The sequence below is a fragment of the Corynebacterium sp. HMSC068G04 genome (assembly GCF_001814885.1).
Lineage (GTDB): Bacteria > Actinomycetota > Actinomycetes > Mycobacteriales > Mycobacteriaceae > Corynebacterium > Corynebacterium hiratae.
In genome coordinates, this window is record NZ_KV818340.1 from 46902 (window position 1) to 66218 (window position 19317).

The following is a 19317-nucleotide window of genomic DNA, read 5'->3' on the forward strand; positions in this document are numbered from 1 at the left end:
AGCGGTGGTGGTGTGCAGCGCCTGGCCGATGGCCTGGTAGATGGTCTCGACGTCGAGGTTCAGCATGGTGCCGAGGCCCGCGGCGACGGAGGGGCCGAGGTGCGCCACGTGGTCGATCTTCCACTCGTGGAGGCAGATGCCCTTAACCAGGTTGACCTGGATTTCATAGCCGGTAGCCAGGCCGCGGATGAGGTCCTTGCCGGTCAGCCCCTTGTGCTGTGCCACGGCCAGAATCGGCGGGATGTTATCGCCCGGGTGGGAGTAATCGGCGGCGAGGAAAGTGTCATGGTAGTCCAGCTCGCGCACGGCAGTGCCGTTGGCTAGGGCTGCCCACTCTGCGGAATAAGCGCCGTCCACACCGAAGATGGTGGCGCCGCCTTCCTGCACCGGGTGAGCCTGCGCAATGACGCGGGCGGAGGTAACCGGGCGGCGGGTGGCGGAAGCGACGGCCACGGAGGCGTTATCGATGATGCGGTTGATGATCATCTCGGTGGTCTCGGCCGGAACCTCGACGGGATCGGCGGCTACCTTGGCGATCTTGTAGGCGAGGTGCTCTTCGATGGGGAAGTTCTCGGCTGACTTGTGGGTACGTACTTCGTGGTTAATCAAAGGGGTTCTCCTCCTAGACAAGAACAACGATTGCGATAGGCATCACACTAACCCCAGCCCGTGCGCCCTGCCACATGTGTAAACTGTGACTATCTGTTGCAGGGATTTGCGTTACTTGCAAAACTTGTGGAATCCCCAGGCAGGAAGGCTTTTTAGGAGGAAACAGACGGTGACCAAGCACTACGCGGGGGCGAGAATCCACGCATTACGCAAGGAACGCCACCTCACGCAAGCCGCCATGGCGAAGCAGCTGGGGCTATCCACCAGCTATCTCAATCAGTTGGAAAATGACCAGCGCCCGCTCACCGTCACCGTCCTCATGCAGCTGACCCAACGCTTCGGCATTGATGCCACCTACTTCGCTGGGGACCGTGACCTGCGTGCGCTCGCCGAGCTGCGCCAACTCTTCCCTGAAGCCTCCGAAGCCACCCTTACTGACCTCAGCGGGCGCTTCCCCGAACTTCTGCCCCGGCTTGTCGACGCCGCCGCGCACACCCCCGCCGAACCCGGCCCCTTCGAAGCGGTCCGCGACTTCTTTTACGCCGCGCACAACTACGTCCACAGTCTCGACATCGCCGCCGAGGAGCTTTCCGATTCGCTCGGGGACCGAGTTCTGCGCCGCGGGCGCTTGGCTTCCGTCCTGCAAGACGAGTTCGGTGTTACGACGCGATTTTCCTCCTCGTCCCCGCGCCGACGCACCTTCCACAACCGGGAGCTGCACCTGCGCGCGGGCCTTACGGAATCCCAGCTGGTTTTTGAGATGGCGCTCCAGTACTGCCTGCTGGCCTACCCGGAGCACTGCGCGGAACTCGTCGCCGAATTACCCGGCGAGGAAGCGCAGACCATTGGCACGCTGGGCCTCGCGCAGTACTTTGCCGCCGCCGTGACCATGCCTTATACCCAGTTCCTCGCCACCGCGGAGGAAACGCGCTATGACATCGACGTCATCGCGACGGCCTTTGGCACTGGTTTCGAAACCACCGCGCAGCGCTTGGCGACGCTACAGCGACCCGGCCACCAAGGTGTTCCCTTCTCCTTCATCCGCACCGACCGCGCGGGCAATATCTCCAAGCGCCAGTCCTCCACCGCTTTCCACTTCGCCCGCAGCGGCGGCTCCTGCCCATTGTGGGTGGTGCACCGCGCGTTTGAAACGCCCAACCGCATCACGCGCCAGGTGGCCTCGATGCCCGATGACCACACCTACTTATGGATCGCGCGCTTCGTCCAAGGCCAGGCCCAGGCCTGGGGCACGCCGCGCAAGGAATTCGTCGTGGGCCTAGGCTGCGATATCGCACAAGCGGATCGCGTGGTCTACGCGGACGCGCTCAACCTCTCCCCTTCCGAGGCGACCCCCATCGGCCCCGGCTGCGCTGCGTGCCCGCGCCCGGCGTGCCCACAGCGTGCTTTCCCACAGGCGGGCCGGCCCGTCAGCCTCGACCTCAATGCCACGCCGGTGACGGCATACGCCACCTCGTAGTTCTCTCATTTTCGCCTAGGCTTTCGAATCTCTTGCGGCGATGTCCGGTGGGCTTGCCACTATAGGACGTGTTCGGCACCACGCCGAGTTCTCTTCACTCACCTACGCAGGAGGTTCTCTCTCATGTCCAACCCTTATGCAGCTCCCCAGTTCTCCCCGGAGCCAACCCCAGAGCAGGCAGCGCCGAAGAAAAAGAAGAAAGGCGGCTGCCTCAAGTGGGGCGCGGGTGCAATCGCGGTATTGGTGCTCGGCAGCGTCGCCCTCAATGCGGGTTCTGACGGCGATGACCCGACCAACACCGCCGCACCGGAGCCAAGCACAAGCATCACGGCCGTCGATATCAACAATGCCGCAGCTGACGTGGAATCCACTGCAAGCGATACTGGCAGCGATGACAACGCCGTGCCCACGGAACACAAGAATGCTCTGCGCGCGGCGAAGCGCTATGTGGACTTTTCTGCCTTCTCTGAGGCTAAGCTCTATGACCAGCTCACGAGCGAATACGGCTCGCAATTCTCCCCGGAGGCGGCGCAGTACGCCATGGATCAGCTCGATGTGGATTGGAATGCCGAGGCTCTCGAGTCCGCCGAACACTACGTGGATTTCGCCGCCTTTTCCAAGGCCAAGCTCTATGACCAGCTGACCTCCGAGTACGGAGAGAAGTTCACACCGGAACAGGCACAGTACGCCGTGGACACGGCAAATGCTGATTGGATGGCCGAAGCCGTCGAGGCAGCGGAAAACTACCAAGAGATGATGCCGATGTCCGGCCCGGCGCTGCTCGATCAGCTCACCAGCGAGTACGGCGAGAAGTTCACCATGGAAGAAGCCCAGCATGCCGTGAGCACACTGGGCTTATAAATCCGAGCCGAAGCTAAACCAGAGCCAGGTCTGATTTACTCGCGGTCGCTATTCAAGGTCGTCGTGGGCGACAAGGCGGCGGGCCGCCTCCGTGATGGTGCCCGACAGGGACGGGTAGACCGCGAAGGAATCCGCCAGCTGGTTCACCGTGAGCTGGTTGGTCACCGCCACGGCGATGGGCAGGATGAGTTCGGAGGCGGTCGGCGCGACGATAACGCCGCCGATGACACGGCCGGAGGTAGCGCGGCAGAAGAGCTTAACGAAGCCATGCTGCAGGGAGCGCATCTTGGCACGTGGGTTGGTGTTCAGCGGCATCATGACGGTGCGGGCAGCGACCTCACCGGCCTCAATCTCTGCCTGGGTGAAGCCCACGGCAGCGATCTCTGGGCGGGTAAACACGGCGGTTGCCACAGTCTTCAAGCGCAGCGGGGACACACCCTCACCCAGGGAGTGGTACATGGCGATGCGGCCCTGCATCGCAGCAACGGAAGCCAACGGGAACAGATCGGAGCAATCGCCGGCGGCATAGATGCCGGCCACGTTGGTGCGGGAGACGCGGTCAACCTCAATGTGACCGGACGGCGTGGTGGCCACACCAACGTGCTCCAAGCCGAGGTTCTTGGTATTCGGGATAGAACCGATGGACATGATGACGTGGGAGCCGTGGATCTCGCGGCCATCCTGGGTTTTGACCACGACGTTGCCGTCTTCTGTACGGGAGACCGTCTCCACGCGGCAGTTCTTCTCCAGCTCCACGCCGCGCTCAGCCAACACGGTCTCGAGGACGTCGGCAGCGTCGGCGTCATCGTGCGGCAGAATGCGGTCGCGGGACGCCACCATGGTCACGCGCACGCCCATCTCCGCGAAAGCAGAAACGAACTCCGCACCGGTCACACCGGAGCCCACCACGATGAGGTGCTCCGGCTCCTCCTTGAGGTCATAGACCTGCTGCCAGGTGAGGATGCGCTCGCCGTCCGGCTGCGCGCCCGGCAGGATGCGCGGGGTGGCACCGGTAGCAACGAGGACGAGGTCCGCGTCGAGGGTCTCAGTGGTGCCATCCTTGTGGGTGACGTCGATCTTGTGCGCTGCCCCCTTCACACCGTGCTGGTCCTCGGAGAAGGCAGCGCGCCCATCGATGACCTTGACGCCGATCTTCTCTAGGCCCGCGCGCACGTCGCGGGACTGGTTAGCAGCCAGCGCCTGCACACGGCCGTTGAGGGCCTCCAGGCTCAGCTGCAGCGAGCCGAGCTGGTGGTTCAGGCCCATATCATCCGCGCGGCGGAAGTCGGTGCGAATGTTGGCGCCAGCGATGAAAGACTTCGAGGGCACGCAGTCCAAGAGAACGGAGGAGCCACCCGGGCCCTGTTCCTCAACCAACGTAATGTGCGCGCCGTACTTGGCGCCGGCGGTCGCAGCCTCGTAGCCTGCGGGGCCACCGCCGATAATTACGATGCGGGGGGCTTCCTGTGACACTGTCGCTCCTTTTTTAAAATTCTGCCTATAAGAACTCTGGGAAATCCTTGTCACAGTGTAGTGCTTAGGCGCTTAATCCTCCACGTTGGCGAACTGTTCTGCTACGGAACCAAAGAGTTTGACACCCACGCCGATAGCCCGCTCATCAGGCGCCAAATCCCCCATGTGGAGATCGTGCTGCTCTCCTTCACCAGACCAGCAGCCCAAACGAGCCATGGAGCCGGGGACCTTCTCTAGGTACCACGAGAAGTCTTCGCCGCCCGAGGACTGCGGGGCCTGAACCACGGCTTGCGGGTCGATGGCCTGGGCAGCGCTGGCGAGGAGGGCGGTGGAGACGTCGTCGTTAAGCACGGGCGGAACCCCACGGTGATAGACCAACTCGTGCTCGACCCCCAAGGGAGCGAGAACCTGCTCGACGAGCTCGGAGAAGAGCTGCTGCATGTCGCGCCAAATGCCAATGTCCGCCGTGCGCATCGTGCCGGATACAGAACCGGTCTCGGGTATCGCGTTCGGGGCATAACCCGAATTCACCTGGCCGAACACCAAAACGGTGCCGGTGCGTGGATCCACGCGGCGCGAGAGCAAGCCCGGCAGGTCCGTCAGCAGCTTGCCCAGCGCATAGACGACGTCCGCCGACAAATGCGGGCGTGACGTGTGTCCGCCCGGTCCGGAGACGTTGATTTCCACGACATCGGTGGCCGAGGTGATCGCCCCGGCGCGGACGCCGATGCGCCCGACGCGCAGCTTCGGTTCCACGTGGACGGCAAAGATAGAGTTCACCCCGTCGAGCGCACCCCATTCAATGACGTCGGTGGCACCGCCCACCCACACCTCTTCAGCGGGCTGGAAGATGACACGAACACCGAACTCTAACGGATGCTCGCGGTTGAGGTCCGCCAAGGCGCAGGCCGTAGCAAGGGCGATGGTGGTGTGCATGTCGTGCCCACACGCATGCATGACGCCGGGCACCTCAGAGGTGTATTCGAGGCCGGTGACCTCAGTGACGGGAAGCGCGTCGATGTCGGCGCGGAAGGCCAGGCGCCCGAGTTCCGTATCGGGACCAATGTCCACCATGAGGCCGGTTTCGGGGAAAAGCTGCGGCTCCAAGCCGTACTCGCGCAGGGTGCGGGACAGGAAGCGGGTGGTTTCCACCTCGTTATTGGAGGTCTCCGGGTGGCGGTGGATATGGCGGCGCCACGCGATGACCTCCGCGCGGTGGTTGCTGAACCACTCACTGACGTAGTCCGAGATCACTGCTTCCTCCTCCGTGGTTTCCTATTGGGAAGAGTCTACAACTAGACCATGCGGTTCAGTTAGTCGGGCAGGTCACGCGCCAGATATACTGAGCGGTCTGCCCCGCCCGATGGTTTTGCTACAGGTCGATATTGCGGGGACCGTAAAGGCGATCGCCGGCATCGCCAAGGCCCGGGACGATGTAGGCGTCCTCGTTGAGGGAGGGATCAATCGCTGCGGTGACCAAGCGGACTGGCAGCCCCGAGTTGGCCAGCGCATCAACGCCCGGCTGCGCGGAGACCATGCAGATTGCCGTGATGTCGGTAGCGCCGCGATCTGCCAGGAGCTTCAGGGAGTGCAGGAGGGAACCACCCGTGGCGAGCATCGGATCAACCACGAAGACACTCCGACCGCTGAGATCCTCCGGCAGAGCTTCCAGGTAAGGCACCGGCTCGTGGGTTTCTTCATCGCGTGCCATGCCAATGAAGCCCACTTGGGCATCCGGGATCATGGACAGTGCCGGATCAATCATGCCCAGGCCAGCGCGGATAATGGGCACGATGATCGGAGGGTCCTGCAGGCGAGTACCGTCGGCCGTGGCGACGGGTGTGACGCACTCAAAGTGCTCAACGGGCAGGTCGCGCGCCGCCTCATAAACAAGCATCGTGCCCAGATCTCGCAAGGCAGCGCGGAAGGCGGCATTGTCGCTGCGGGCATCGCGCATGAGGGTCAGCCGGGATGTGGCGAGGGGGTGGTCTACTACGTGGATATCCATGTCCTTCACTGTATAAGAATTGGTCGGGAACCGATCAGCGGGCGGTGAAGTCTAATAAGGCATGACTAGCTTCGATACTTTCACCATTGATACTGAACACACTCGCCGCTTAGCCCACGAACTTGCCACTGTCTCTCAGGCCTCTCCCGCTCCTTCTCCCGAGCTACCGATAGAGCCGGTCGTGGACGGCTTTAGCAGTGCGTTCAACGCCGCCATGGAGAATCTCACAGCACGCCTTGCCCAGGTCAGGGCCGATGCCGGGGCGGTGGCAGAGTCCAGCTTCCGCATGGCGCGGGAAGCCGAGGAGACCGATAGTGCCCTCGCGAGCGCGTGTGGAGGTCTGTGATGTTGGAATCAGCGATAGCTCAGATTGCGCGGATGCAGCCGGCGCAGCTTCCCGACGTCTCCCTGCCCACTGTGCCCGATCTCACTGCCGCGGGACCCCTCGCGGAGATAGCGCACGGTGATCCGCGAACGCTGTTGGACACCGCCCGCCAAGCCACGGAGGATCTTTCCACGGCCCGCTCCGCCCTGGATTCCGCGCGCGGGCTGATTTCAGCGGCCGTCAGGGATCTCATCGGACTGGGCTTCGAGCTACTCCAGCGCGGGTTACCTATAGCTCTGGGATTGCTCATCCCGAACCCAGCGGCACAGGCCGCGGCGCGCTCAGCATTGCAGGCTCTCGCTATGGAGTACGTCGGCAAGGCACTGCAGCGTTTGAAGCACTTAGCCGGCGAACTCCTGCAGGCGGCGGCTCCCCTCGTTCCCATCGGTCAGCGCGCGGTCCAACCTTCGGTGCGTGGCCCCCAAGAAGAAAACATGGCGCGCCACGCGCTCGTCGCTCCGGCGGCGGAGAACGGGGCAACCACGCAGGGACAGGCCGCAGCACAAGCAGCGCTATCCCAGGTGGGGACTCCTTATGGCTGGGGAGGAACCGGCAACGGTAGTTTCGATTGCTCAGGACTCACCCAATGGGCCTGGAGACAGGCCGGCGTGGAACTGCCGCGCACCGCTGAAAGCCAGACCGTGGGCCGACAGGTCAGCGCGGAGGAGCTGCAACCCGGTGACCTCATCGTGTGGGATGGGCACGTGGCGATGTACTCCGGCGACGGGCAGATGGTGGAGGCCGGAAGCCCCGTGCAAACCAATCCATTGCGCACCAACAACATGGGGATGGCTTTCAAAGGCTTCTGGAGGCCCACAGGGTAGACTGTTTCCCCATGAACACCCGCGCTATTGTCCCTATCCAACTCTCCCTTTCCGAGGGCGATTTTTATACCCTATGGGCGCCAAAGTGGCGCCAGAACGGCTCCGAGTGGCAGGCCTTTCTTGGTGATGACGAGTCTGTCCTGCTCTTTAAAACGGAAGCCGAGATGCTGTGCTTCCTCGAGTCGAGGACGAAGCATGACTTGCTCGATCACCCCAAGTGGGAAGTGTTCAACTCCCAAGCGGCGGACCGCGTGGTTCCTGAAAAGAAGCACGTGTACGACCTCGTCGGCATGCCGAAGTACCTCGCCGGCCGCCCGAGCCACGAGAACGTCTCCACGGTCGCGCGTTGCTTGGAGATTGCGCACTCGCTGGCAGAGGTCAGCGGCGCCGAGCACACCGTCATCTTCTTCGCTTCGCACTCCATCCTGCGCAACCCTGCCCGCGGTGCCGATCACTACGCCGGCGACCAGGGCATGAGCGAGTGGTCCGGCGTGGGCCGCGTTATCCACAGCAACTGGCGCGCAGTGATCGAAGACCTCGACAAGGTGGTCAAGGTCGTTCCTTCTTCTGATTTCACCCAGGATGCAACCACGAGCGCCGCCACCCGCATTTCCTCCGCCACCGAAGCGGCGGAGGAAGCACGCAAAAAGGCCGAAGAAGAGCGCAAGGCCGCCGCACAATCGGCAGATCCTTATGACAGCTCCCCGTGGGCAGCCGCAGGCATCGACCCGGTAAAGATCACCGCCGACCAAAGGACTGTCTACACCCTGCGCACCTACCTCGACGGCAAGCCGGTGTTCCTGGGCAAGTGGGGCGAGATTTTTACCTTCCCCAGCTCCAAGGTGCTCGTGCGCTGGATCATGGAAAATGACGACCACGACTTGGCCAAGGTCTCCACTTGGGAGGAGGTCGTTGCCGCGGCGAACGCTGGTGAGCTGGAAGTCACGGTCCACCCGGATAACCAGTACAACTTCAACGGCATCGTGCGTGACATTGAAAAGGGCCCGGAGGCGGTCGATACGGATCAGATGGGCCGCTGCTACGAGGTCTGCGCTGATGCCGCCGACTGGTCCGGGGATGACTCCATCAACTCCTACATGCTGCAGAACCCGCGATTCCAGGACTACCTGGGCTACATGCTCGGCTCCACCGAGCACGCAGGCTACGTTCCCTCCAAGCCCTACACCGAGCACGCGGAGTCCTGGAAGGGCCTAGAGGAGATGCTGACGAAGCGCTTCTCCCGCTTTTAGTTTCTAGTCGGAGGACTCAGTTTCTTCTTTCTCGGAAGCGTCCTCCGCGAATTCCGGATCCGCCAGCTCCTCGTAGGCGGGCAGGATTTCCTGCTCGATGAGGCGCTGGCGGTCTTCTTCACTGGCAAAAGAGTTCTCAATCGCCTTGATAGTGAGATCGAAGAACTCCTCCAGCCCATAGCCAAAGGTCTCGCTCAGGGCCAAGAAGACGTCGCTGAGTTTCTCGCCCGCCACCGAGCAGGTAAATCCGAGCTGTTGCAGCAGCGGCAGAGGGTGATCAGCCAGCTCCTCTATCGGCATTTCCTCCAACGGCGCGAAGGTCAGCGCGATGTGGCGATCCCGCACCCACGCGGATGCCTTGCCAGGGCGGACGCCGTCGAGATCCGCGCTGAAGTCATCGACAAGATCAGTGGCGTGCACAAGGCGCGTCGCACCCGCCTGCACAGCCGCCACGGCATCCTCATAAGAATCGACATCGCGCTCCCACGGGATGAAATCCGCGCGGAGCTTCTCAGCCGCGGACAGCTCGGTCAGCGCCACGCCAACCGCGGCCTCGCTGGCATCGTCCTCGACGATAAGCCGGGCATCGATTCCAGGAACGTCCAGTCCTTCCTGCACGGCGGCGAGGGCCTCGGCCGCGTCGAAGGGGAAGACGCTGGGGCGCAGGCGGAGCTCGGCGTAGACCACGTGGTCGTCGGCAAGCGCCTGCACAACAGCGTGCGTGGCCGCGCGGAGCTCCTCTGGGGTGGAAGCATCCGTGGGCAACGGCGCGAAGAGCGTCACCTTGGGCAGGCCGACGAAAATCTCGGCGCCGGAGTCTTTATTTTCGGGGCTAATCAGAGGTGCGTCATGCATGAGGATCATCCTAGGACGGGGTCTAGGATTAAGCACGCTATGAAACATGTCCCCGCGATCCTCACTGCCCTCGCCCTAGCCGCCACCCCGCCGGCGTTCGCAGAGGAGGAAGAGTCAACGTCGCCCACGCGCACCACCGCGCCGGATACCGACTCCTGCCCGCACTCCCTCGTTCCCGAGGAACCATCCACCACCTCCGAGCGTCTCTCCCCCGGCCAAGTCGCGCCCACTCCCCTTCCCGCTGTTGCAGGCGCTGCGTGCGGCGTGACCGCCCCGCGCGGTTTTCGGGTCAATAAGGACGTGGTGGCGTCGGCGTGGATGGTCAGTGACCTGGACACCGGCGAAATCATCGCCATGAAGGACCCCAATGGGCGCTACCGCCCCGCCTCCATCATCAAGGCGCTGCTGGCGCTCGTGGTCATCGAGGAACTCCCCCTCGACCAGCGCATCACCGCCACGCTTGACGACGCCTCCATCGAGGGCTCCGCCGTCGGCCTTGGCCCCGATGGGGTCTACACCGTGGAGCAGCTTCTGCAGGGTTTGCTCATGGCTTCCGGCAACGACGCCGCGCACGCTCTCGCGCAGGCTGTTGGCGGGGATGAGGAGGCGCTGGAGAAGGTCAACGCGAAGGCACAGGAGATTGGCACGCGCTCGACGGTGGCGGCGAGCTACTCGGGCCTGGACGCGGCAGGGATGTCGACGTCCGCGGCAGATATCTCGCTGATTTACCGCACGGCTTTTGCCAACGACACCTTCGCGCGCATCGTCGATACAGAGCACGTGGAGTTTCCCGGCTGGGGTGAGATGCCTGGTTATGAGCTGTGGAACGACAATGGGCTCTTCCTCAACGACCCGGATGGCATCGGCGGAAAGACCGGCTATACCGAGGACGCGCACCATACCTTCGTCGGCGCGATCAATCGCGATGGGCGCCGCCTCCAGGCGGTGCTCCTCGATACGACCGTCGAGCATGGGTTCCGTGCCTGGGAGCAGGCGCAGATGCTTCTCGACGAAGCCTCCGACGTCCGCCCCGGCGATGGCGTCGGGCACTTAGATGACTTCGCAGCCGGAAAGGAAGAGCCTGCGGAGTCTGCGGTTACGAGCCCGGCTCCCACCACCCCGGCTGCGCCCGCCAGCGCGGAGGCGGCTGCGGAGTCTTCGTCCTTCGAAGGCTCGCAGAGCTGGATTGGCTGGATGGTGGCGGGGCTCGTCGCGCTCCTCGTCGTAGTGGTTGCTACTTTTTCACTACTTCGGCGTTAGCCATGATGTCGTGCTGGCCGCGTAGATTGTTCTTGGCCCCAATCGTGGTCACCACGTAGAGAGCACCAAAGAAGGCGATCAGCGGCCCAATGAGCGGCACGAGGGAGGCCACGCGCCACCAGTTGCGCCTGATGCTCTGCTGCCAGGTGAGCTTCTCGTGGGTCGTCACATCGCGCACGGTATACCCGGCAATCATCTTCGCAGGTGTTGCCCCGGCGAGGACCTCGAAACAGATGTAGTAAGCCACCGTGAAGATGCTGGAGATGCTGACGATCCACACCGAATTATCATCCGGGTTGGTAAAGCCAAAGCCGACGATGAAGGACACCACGAGGGCCGCGAGAAAGTAGTCAATGACGGCCATGAGCACGCGGTTGCCGGGAGAGGCGCGCCGCGCATCATCGCGGGGCGGAGTTGGCGTTGGGGCGTGCGCGCTCTCACCCCACCGGCCGGTAGTCGCGTAATCCTCCAGCTGCGCCCACGTGAGCTGGGCGCCGGACTCGACCTTTTGGTCATAGCTGGCGCGGGAGGAAGGCTCGCATAGAATGCGGGAGGCAACGGCAAGCTCCTCGCGCTCTGGGGCTTCGGGGAGGTAGCCGAGGCCTTCGAGGTGAGCGTCGGCAGCCGCCAACTGCACGCCCAGTTCTCGTGAGGTCGCGCGTGAATCGAGGCTGAAGTGCTCGTACAGGTTCGGGGCAAAAGACGCTGGTAGCATCGGCCTACTTTCGGCGCAGCAGGGCCCAGGCACCAGCTGCGGCTGCACCCAGGGCAGCACCGGCGCCCAGGGTCACGCCCGGGTTCGGGCCCTGGCGGATCTCGTTGCGGACGCGGATGACAGCCTGGTCTGGGACGGGCGGCACGAGCAGCTCGAGGGATTCCTCGGTGGTGGCCGTCCATGCGGAGACGTACAGGACGACGCGCCAGACCAAGTACATGACCACCATGAGGACGATTACGGGGCCGAACACGGCGCCTGCCGGGTTGCCCGCCGCGGAGGACATGATGACGGTGGACAGCTGCTTGATTACCTCAAAGAGCACCGCACCAATGGCCGCGCCCATCAGTCCCGACTTGGTGGGAACCTTCGTGCGCGGCAGGAAGGCCACCATCCACCAGAAGACGAGGAAGTTGGCGATAAGGCCGATGACGATACCGGCCACAACCAGCACTGCGCCCATGCCAGGGAAAGACTCAATACCGACCCACTCGAAAATCTTTTGGGTCAGTCCGGAAGAACCCGCCGCCGTCACGCCGAAGGCGATAACCATGGCCACGAGCAGGCCGATGAGCCCCAGCAGATCGCTGAGCTTCTTGGTCACAAAGTTGCCCGGGGCGTCAGTCGGATCCTGCATCCACATCGCCGAAATGCCAATGCGCAGGTTGTTCATCCAGCCCAGCCCGGACCACAGGGTAGTCAGGCCACCGATGCCGTACATCGCGCCGCGCTGTTCAATCGCGGTATGCAGAATCTGCGTAATCGAATCCCCCAGATCGCCAGACACGGAGTTCGCGATCTGCTCCTCCAGTTGCTGCATGAGATCGGGGCGATTGGCCAACACGGTGGCGATGGCTGCCACCGTGAGCATGAAGATGGGGAAGATAGCCAGAACCGAGAAATACGTAATTCCGGCCGCGAACTGGTTTCCGCCCTGGCTGCCGTAGCGGTCCAGCATCTTCATGATGTGGTCGATAAAACCGGACTTCTCGCGGACTTTATCTACCGCGCCCGGCTCATCGGCATTAGCACGCTCGATGCCGTAGTCATCGGTCTTCTTCTCATCGGGTTGAGTCGTTGGCGCCACAGGCTTTCCCCTTTTTATGAATTACAGAAATAAGTTACAGAGTCCTCTACACAGTCTTCATCATGCTAACCAACTCAGCCGCGGCGCGCGGGGAGGAAGCCCACCGCCTCGTAGACCTTGTCCACGAGCGGGGAGGCGATCTCCGTGGCGCGCTCGGCACCCTGGGCCAAGATGCGCTCGAGCTCGCCGCGGTCTTCCATGAGCTCGTCGTAGCGTGCCTTCAGCGGAGTGGTGAAGGCCTCCAGCGCTTCTGCTGTGTCCACCTTCAGGTGGCCATAGCCCTGGCCCGCGTACTTGTCCACGAGGTTCGGGATGCTCTCACCGGTCAGCGCAGACTGGATAGCCAGCAGGTTGGACACGCCGGGCTGCTTCTCGCGGTCGAAGGCCACCACGCCGAGGTCATCGGTCACCGCGGACTTAATGCGCTTAGCGGAGGTCTTAGGAGCATCGAGCAGGTTCACGATGCCCTTCGGGTTTGCGCCCGACTTCGACATCTTGGACGTCGGCTCCTGCAGGTCATAAATCTTGGCTGAGCCCTCCGGAATGAAGGCCTCTGGCACGCGGAAGACCTCGCCGTATTTGTTGTTGAAGCGCTCCGCCAGGTTGCGAGTGAGCTCGAGGTGCTGGCGCTGGTCCTCCCCCACCGGCACATAGTGCGGGGAATACAGGAGGATATCCGCGGCCATCAGGACGGGGTAGGTAAACAGGCCCACGGACGTGCGGTCCTGGCCTTGCTTGAGGGACTTGTCCTTGAACTGGGTCATGCGGGAGGCCTCACCGAAGCCGGTCAGGCACTGCAAAACCCACGTCAGCTCCGCGTGCGCGGGGACGTGGGATTGCACGAAGAGGGTCGATTTCGCCGGATCGATGCCCAATGCGATGAGCTGTGCGGCGCCCGCCACGGTGCGGTGGCGCAGCTCCTCCGGGTTCTGCTCCACCGTGATGGCGTGCAGGTCCGGGATGAAGTAAAAGGCCTCGTGCGAGTCTTGCAGGTCAATCCACTGCTTGAGCGCACCGAGGTAGTTACCGAGGTGGTAGGAGTCCGCCGTGGGCTGAATACCAGAGAGGACTCGAGAAGCGGAGGTCGATGCAGAAGTGGAGTCAGTCATGGTTGACTACTCTACTCTGCCGCCTCCGGCGGGGAGGCGGTGCGTCGGTTAAATCTTGCGGGAGGTCGGGCTAATGACGTCCATCATGACGGCGAAACCGGCCACCATGAACGCGCCGCCAACGCCCTGGAGGACGATCGGGCCAAGGAAGGCAAAGGACGGTCCGACGATGGTCCACCACCAGATACCCAGGGCAAGCAGAATAGCGCCGAGGACAAAGTAGATGATTGCGCGGGTCATGAGCATCTCCTGCGAAATAGAAAAGGACGTTAAGACGGGATTATCGTACCACTACTTGAATTCGGCTACTTGTACTCCACCAGAAGAGGAGAGTGATCGGACCAGCGCTCCTCCACCGTCGGCGCCTTCTCCACCCACGTGCGCTGCGCGCGCTCCAGCATAGACTTCGTGGCCGCTTGATAATCGATGCGCCACCCAGCGTCGTTATTGAAAGCCTGGCCGCGGTAGGTCCACCAGGTATAGGGCCCCTCAGCCTCCGGGTGCAGGCGCCTGGCGACGTCAAACCACTGCGGGTCCGCGGCCGCTTCCCAGGCGGTCTTGGTCTCATAATCCACCACGCCGAGCCAATCCCCGAGCCCCTTCTTCTCCTGCGGCTGCGCATCCGGGAAGGAGCCAAAGACGCGATCCATGAAAGCGCGCTCCTCCGGCAGGTGGCCGGACTTCTTCTCGTTGGGCTTGTTGTTCTTCAAGTCCTGGGCGCGGTGGCAAATATTCCAGTCACCACCGATAACAGCCTCCGGGTAGGTCGCAGCCATCTCATCCAAGACTGAAGAAAACTCGTCCAGGAAGAGGTACTTCTCATCCTGCTTCGGCGAATCCACATCGCCGGAGGGCAGATACAAAGAGGCCACGCGCACGCCTTCCACGGTGGCGGCAATGAAGCGGCCGGATTCGGCGAAGGAGCCGAAGCCCACGGAGACGTCGCCAAGCGCATGCTTCGATAAGATGCCCACGCCCGCGCGGCCCTTGGCGGCGGATTCGGCCTGCACCAGGTTCCATCCGGCCTCCAGAGCCGGGGCCAGGGCCTTCTGGGTCTGCTCGGGATTGGCGCGCACCTCCTGCATGAGGACGACATCGGCCGGCGTGGTATCCAACCACGCGTTCATCCCCGGGTTGTTCTCATTGCGCTGTTTGCAGGCCGCGCGGATGCCGTTGACGTTGACGGAGGCGATGGTGAAACTCATGCCGGTCAGTCTAACTCTGTTCAATAATCTTCACGGAAGGGCCCCGGCGGCGCTTGTCCCACATGGTGACGACCCAAGTAACACAGCCGGCCACCGCCAGGCCCGCGCCGGCCAGCGCGGTGGAGTTATAGGAGTAGCCCGCGCCCACGACCGCGCCACCGATAGCCGCGCCCGCTGCATTAGCGATGTTGAGCGCGGACTGGTTCAACGCCGCCGCGAGGGTCTGCGCATCCCCCGCTACGTTGACCAGGCGCAGCTGCAAGGAAGGCACGAGAATGGAGCCGAAGAAGGCCAAGACACCAAAGGCAATCGTGCCCGCCCATGCGTTGTGAGCCAGGAAGTAGAAGGCCACGGACACACCGACCATGCAGATGAGAGCAAAGATGATGCCGAATTCCAGGTTTCGGTCCGCCAGCGCACCACCGGCGACATTGCCAACAGTCATACCGATGCCATAGGCCATGAGCACAATCCACGTGTGGCTCGGGTCCATGCCGGCGACCTCCGTCATGGTCCACGTGATGTAGGTGTAGACGGCGAACATGCCACCGAAGCCGACGGTGCCGAGGAATACGGTGAGCAGAACCTGGCTGTTTTTCAGCGCGCCGAGCTCAGTAAACATATCCGTTTCCGGCATGCGCGTCATGTGCGGGAAGAGGAAAAAGAGCAGGACCATCGTGAGCCCCGCAATGGCCACGACCAAAAAGTACGCCGCATGCCAGCCCAATCCTTGGCCTAGGGCCTGGGCCGCGGGCACGCCGATCACGGTGGCGATGGACAGACCCATGCCCACCATCGACATGGCAAACCCTTGCTTGCCCGGTGGCGCCATCGATGCCGCAGCCAGATTAGCTACGGAAAAGTATGCGCCATGCGGCAGACCCGCGATGAAGCGCGCCACCAGCAGGACGCCGTAGTTCGGGGCCAGGGCTGTCAGCAGGTTACCCACGAGCAAGAAGGCGATGAGCAGGATGATGAGGCGGCGGCGTGGGAGCTTGCCTGTAAGTGCGGCGATGACTGGGGCGCCCACGACGACACCGAGTGCGTAGACGGAGATGACTACCGACGCCGTGTCTTCCGTAATGCCGAAATCATCCGCGATGAGCGGCAGCAGGCCCATGGAGGTGAACTCCGTGGTACCGATGGCGAAAGCACCCAGCGCCATGGCAATCATGACGATGGTGCGGCGCGTCGCGGAGATTTCCGTCTGGCGTGGGACGGGGCGGCGTTGGATACGGGTATTCATCGGTTTCACGTGGGCAGACCTTAGTACTTTCCCTGCCGAGCTCGTAAGTCCAGCCGGAAAGGTTGTGCCAAGTACACAGACTTCCCCCGCTGGTGGTGCGAGTCACAGGGGGACCGGCACCGCGAGAAAATAAGACAGGTATCCTGTGAGGTTGAACAGTTTTCAACTTCTTTAGGAGAACCATGGCAAAGATTATCTGGACCCGTACCGACGAGGCGCCGTTGCTGGCGACCTACTCCTTCAAGCCCGTCGTGGAGGCCTTCGCGTCCACCGCAGGCATCGAGGTGGAAACCCGCGACATTTCCCTGGCCGGCCGCATCCTGGCCCAGTTCCCGGAGCGCCTTGGTGACAAGAAGGTCTCCGATGCCCTGGCTGAGCTCGGCGAGCTGGCCAAGACCCCGGAAGCTAACATCATTAAGCTGCCGAACATCTCCGCTTCCCTGGTGCAGCTGAAGAAGGCCATCGCTGAGCTGCAGGCCGCCGGCTACGACCTTCCGGAGTACGAAGAGGCTCAGGAGAAGTACGACGCCGTCAAGGGCTCCGCCGTCAACCCGGTTCTGCGTGAGGGCAACTCCGACCGCCGCGCCCCGATTGCGGTCAAGAACTTTGCTAAGAAGAACCCGCACAAGATGGGTGCGTGGTCGGCGGATTCCAAGACCAACGTGGCCACCATGGACGCTGACGACTTCCGCCACAACGAGAAGTCCGTCATCATGCCGGAGGAGGACACCCTCTCCATCGTGCTGAAGACCGCCGAGGGCGAGCAGACCCTGCTGGAGAAGCTGCCGGTCCTCAAGGGTGAGGTCATCGACGGCACCTTCATGTCCGCCAAGGCACTCGACGAGTTCCTCAAGGCGCAGGTTGCCCGCGCCAAGGAAGAGGGCGTTCTCTTCTCCGCTCACCTCAAGGCCACCATGATGAAGGTCTCTGATCCCATCATCTTCGGCCACGTGGTGCGCGCTTTCTTCGCTGATGTCTTTGAGAAGTACGGCGAGGAGCTCGAGGCCGCTGGCCTCAACGGCGAGAACGGCCTGGGCGCTATCTACGAGGGCCTGGACAAGCTGGAGAACGGCGCTGAGATCAAGGCCGCTTTCGACGCCGCGCTGGCCGCGGGTCCGGACCTCGCCATGGTCAACTCCCACAAGGGCATTACCAACCTGCACGTTCCGTCCGACGTCATCATTGACGCCTCCATGCCGGCCATGATCCGCACCTCCGGCCACATGTGGAACAAGAACGACGAGGAGCAGGACACCCTCGCCGTCATCCCGGATTCCTCCTACGCCGGTGTCTACCAGGCCGTGATCGAGGACTGCAAGGCCAACGGCGCCTACGACCCGACCACCATGGGTACTGTCCCGAACGTCGGCCTCATGGCACAGAAGGCTGAGGAGTACGGCTCCCACAACAAGACCTTCAAGGTGCCGGCAGCCGGCACCGTTGAGGTCCGCAACTCCAAGGGCGAGGCTCTCATCTCCCACGACGTGGAGGAGGGGGACATCTGGCGCGCCTGCCAGACCAAGGACGCCCCGATCCAGGACTGGGTCAAGCTGGCTGTCAACCGTGCTCGCCTGTCCGGCATGAAGGCTATCTTCTGGCTCGACCCGGAGCGCGGCCACGACGCCAACCTCATCGAGCTGGTCAAGAAGTACCTGCAGGATCACGACACCGAGGGCCTCGACATCTCCATCGAGGATCCGGTCACCGCGACCAAGATCTCCGTCGAGCGCATCCGCAAGGGCGAGGACACCATCTCCGTCACCGGTAACGTCCTGCGTGACTACAACACCGACCTCTTCCCCATCCTCGAGCTCGGCACCTCCGCCAAGATGCTGTCCGTGGTTCCGCTCATGGCTGGCGGCGGCCTGTTCGAGACCGGTGCCGGCGGCTCCGCCCCGAAGCACGTCCAGCAGGTTCAGGAGGAGAACCACCTGCGCTGGGACTCCCTCGGTGAGTTCCTGGCCCTGGCTGAGTCCTTCCGCCACGAGCACAACACCAACGGCAACGCCAAGGCTGGTGTGCTGGCCGCTGCACTGGACAAGGCCACCGAGACCCTGCTGGATGAGGGCAAGTCCCCGTCCCGCAAGGTGGGCGAGAACGACAACCGCGGCTCCCACTTCTTCCTGACCCTCAACTGGGCCAAGGAGCTGGCTGCACAGTCTGACGACGCCGAGCTGGCGGAGGCCTTCAAGCCGGTTGCTGAGGCCCTCGAGGCCAAGGCAGGCGAGATTGAGCAGGCGCTTCTCGACGTCCAGGGCTCCCCCGTCGACCTCGGCGGCTACTACGCCCCGAACGAGGAGAAGCTCAACCAGACCATGCGCCCGGTTGCTGCCTTCAACGACATCATTGATGGCCTGAAGAAGTAATTCTTCGTAGCATCATGTTTCCGACCGCCGCGCGTATCCCCTCCGTAGTGGAGCGCGCGGCGCCGTCGTTTTCCTACGAAGACGTCCTTAACCACCAAGTCACCTTCGACGCCGCTGCGTGACGCGAGACATGGTCCCACCTCACGCTCTACCGGCGGTGTAACACCCCCTCCTCCTCCGATGCCATTGGGCAATTTCTCCGCTGCCTAAAATCAGGTGACTAGCGTCCCGTACAACCATGGGAGCATCAGCTACGGTCGATGCCATCCACTTTTTGAATCTGGCGCTTCTTAGAAATGAAATAGGCTGATACCCAGAGAATCGTCGTAAGTAGGGCCGTCCGGACTACCCACATCAAGTCAGCAGAGGAATACCCCACCATAAGTACCGCGCCTATCGACAAAATCCAACCAGCCAAAAATGATTTCATGCTCTCAACACCTCTACTTAGCGAGAATTGCATCCCAGTCGCAACTGGCGTAACCGTTTAGGCCACCCGCTACAACTCCGGTCGCAATTGCCTTAAGCATTCCTTGCACCGCCCGGCCCGCAGGAACACCAGCAACGGTCATCGCCACTAAGCATCT

19 protein-coding genes are annotated in these 19317 nt (G+C 62.7%); 7 read left to right on the top strand and 12 right to left on the bottom strand.

Annotated elements, in window-relative coordinates; all coding sequences use genetic code 11:
• Positions 1 to 609: MmgE/PrpD family protein (locus tag HMPREF2993_RS09640; protein ID WP_141758290.1), on the bottom strand; the 609-nt coding region annotated here is incomplete at its 3' end.
• 169 nt (positions 610 to 778) lie between these two features.
• Between HMPREF2993_RS09640 and HMPREF2993_RS09645 the strand changes: the two genes are divergently transcribed.
• Together HMPREF2993_RS09645 and HMPREF2993_RS09650 are read left to right on the top strand one after the other, a co-directional pair.
• Positions 779 to 2086 carry a short-chain fatty acyl-CoA regulator family protein gene (locus HMPREF2993_RS09645; protein WP_070702118.1) on the top strand — a complete coding sequence of 436 codons (1308 nt, stop codon included), beginning with the start codon at positions 779 to 781 and terminating at the stop codon, positions 2084 to 2086.
• Positions 2087 to 2209: 123 nt separating this feature from the next.
• On the top strand, positions 2210 to 2947 hold the full coding sequence (locus HMPREF2993_RS09650) for an Ltp family lipoprotein (RefSeq protein ID WP_070702120.1): 738 nt from the start codon (positions 2210 to 2212) through the stop codon (positions 2945 to 2947).
• 48 nt (positions 2948 to 2995) lie between these two features.
• Here the strand turns inward: HMPREF2993_RS09650 and HMPREF2993_RS09655 are convergent, their stop codons facing one another.
• The 3 genes from HMPREF2993_RS09655 to upp form a co-directional block, all read right to left on the bottom strand.
• The gene (locus HMPREF2993_RS09655; RefSeq protein WP_046648361.1) at positions 2996 to 4420 is read right to left on the bottom strand and encodes an NAD(P)H-quinone dehydrogenase; all 1425 of its coding nucleotides are present in this window, start codon (positions 4418 to 4420) and stop codon (positions 2996 to 2998) included.
• A gap of 72 nt (positions 4421 to 4492) precedes the next feature.
• On the bottom strand, positions 4493 to 5674 hold the full coding sequence (locus tag HMPREF2993_RS09660; protein ID WP_049157262.1) for a M20 family metallopeptidase: 1182 nt from the start codon (positions 5672 to 5674) through the stop codon (positions 4493 to 4495).
• Positions 5675 to 5792: 118 nt separating this feature from the next.
• Complete coding sequence (gene upp / locus HMPREF2993_RS09665; protein ID WP_046648363.1) at positions 5793 to 6428, bottom strand: uracil phosphoribosyltransferase; 636 nt, start codon at positions 6426 to 6428, stop codon at positions 5793 to 5795.
• Positions 6429 to 6489: 61 nt separating this feature from the next.
• On the opposite strand from upp, the gene HMPREF2993_RS09670 reads away from it, so the two are divergent.
• The 3 genes from HMPREF2993_RS09670 to HMPREF2993_RS09680 are packed head-to-tail and all read left to right on the top strand — an operon-like array spanning position 6490 to position 8887.
• The gene (locus HMPREF2993_RS09670) at positions 6490 to 6774 is read left to right on the top strand and encodes a hypothetical protein (protein WP_070680438.1); all 285 of its coding nucleotides are present in this window, start codon (positions 6490 to 6492) and stop codon (positions 6772 to 6774) included.
• A complete protein-coding gene (locus HMPREF2993_RS09675; RefSeq protein ID WP_070702122.1) occupies positions 6774 to 7637 on the top strand; it encodes a C40 family peptidase in 864 nt (287 codons plus the stop codon). The genes HMPREF2993_RS09670 and HMPREF2993_RS09675 overlap by 1 nt, the downstream gene beginning before the upstream one ends.
• Before the next feature lie 11 nt (positions 7638 to 7648).
• Positions 7649 to 8887 carry a hypothetical protein gene (locus HMPREF2993_RS09680; RefSeq protein WP_070680443.1) on the top strand — a complete coding sequence of 413 codons (1239 nt, stop codon included), beginning with the start codon at positions 7649 to 7651 and terminating at the stop codon, positions 8885 to 8887.
• A gap of 3 nt (positions 8888 to 8890) precedes the next feature.
• On the opposite strand, the gene HMPREF2993_RS09685 is transcribed toward HMPREF2993_RS09680, so the two are convergent.
• Positions 8891 to 9742 carry an amidohydrolase family protein gene (locus HMPREF2993_RS09685; protein WP_210401562.1) on the bottom strand — a complete coding sequence of 284 codons (852 nt, stop codon included), beginning with the start codon at positions 9740 to 9742 and terminating at the stop codon, positions 8891 to 8893.
• A gap of 39 nt (positions 9743 to 9781) precedes the next feature.
• Here HMPREF2993_RS09685 and HMPREF2993_RS09690 point away from each other — a divergent pair, with 39 nt between their 5' ends.
• Positions 9782 to 11002, top strand: a complete 1221-nt coding sequence (locus HMPREF2993_RS09690; protein ID WP_070702126.1) for a D-alanyl-D-alanine carboxypeptidase family protein — start codon at positions 9782 to 9784, stop codon at positions 11000 to 11002.
• On the opposite strand, the gene HMPREF2993_RS09695 is transcribed toward HMPREF2993_RS09690, so the two are convergent.
• The 6 genes from HMPREF2993_RS09695 to HMPREF2993_RS09720 all read right to left on the bottom strand — a co-directional run bounded on the left by HMPREF2993_RS09695 (position 10977) and on the right by HMPREF2993_RS09720 (position 16364).
• Positions 10977 to 11717: an RDD family protein gene (locus tag HMPREF2993_RS09695; protein WP_070511444.1), complete on the bottom strand. Its 741-nt coding sequence runs from the start codon at positions 11715 to 11717 to the stop codon at positions 10977 to 10979. The genes HMPREF2993_RS09690 and HMPREF2993_RS09695 overlap by 26 nt on opposite strands.
• Positions 11718 to 11721: 4 nt before the next feature.
• Positions 11722 to 12804: a YhjD/YihY/BrkB family envelope integrity protein gene (locus HMPREF2993_RS09700; protein ID WP_049157256.1), complete on the bottom strand. Its 1083-nt coding sequence runs from the start codon at positions 12802 to 12804 to the stop codon at positions 11722 to 11724.
• A 74-nt stretch (positions 12805 to 12878) separates the two neighbouring features.
• A complete protein-coding gene (gene trpS, locus HMPREF2993_RS09705) occupies positions 12879 to 13913 on the bottom strand; it encodes a tryptophan--tRNA ligase (protein ID WP_070511442.1) in 1035 nt (344 codons plus the stop codon).
• 48 nt (positions 13914 to 13961) lie between these two features.
• Entirely contained in the window at positions 13962 to 14153 is a 192-nt protein-coding gene (locus HMPREF2993_RS09710; protein WP_049157254.1) for a hypothetical protein, read from the bottom strand.
• 65 nt (positions 14154 to 14218) lie between these two features.
• Entirely contained in the window at positions 14219 to 15118 is a 900-nt protein-coding gene (locus tag HMPREF2993_RS09715) for an exodeoxyribonuclease III (RefSeq protein WP_070511440.1), read from the bottom strand.
• 10 nt (positions 15119 to 15128) lie between these two features.
• Positions 15129 to 16364, bottom strand: coding sequence for an MFS transporter (locus HMPREF2993_RS09720; RefSeq protein WP_198531389.1), 1236 nt, complete (start codon positions 16362 to 16364; stop codon positions 15129 to 15131).
• Positions 16365 to 16546: 182 nt separating this feature from the next.
• Between HMPREF2993_RS09720 and HMPREF2993_RS09725 the strand changes: the two genes are divergently transcribed.
• Positions 16547 to 18730: an NADP-dependent isocitrate dehydrogenase gene (locus tag HMPREF2993_RS09725; RefSeq protein ID WP_070702128.1), complete on the top strand. Its 2184-nt coding sequence runs from the start codon at positions 16547 to 16549 to the stop codon at positions 18728 to 18730.
• A 247-nt stretch (positions 18731 to 18977) separates the two neighbouring features.
• Here the strand turns inward: HMPREF2993_RS09725 and HMPREF2993_RS09730 are convergent, their stop codons facing one another.
• On the bottom strand, positions 18978 to 19160 hold the full coding sequence (locus tag HMPREF2993_RS09730; protein WP_046648373.1) for a hypothetical protein: 183 nt from the start codon (positions 19158 to 19160) through the stop codon (positions 18978 to 18980).
• Positions 19161 to 19317 lie beyond the last annotated feature (157 nt).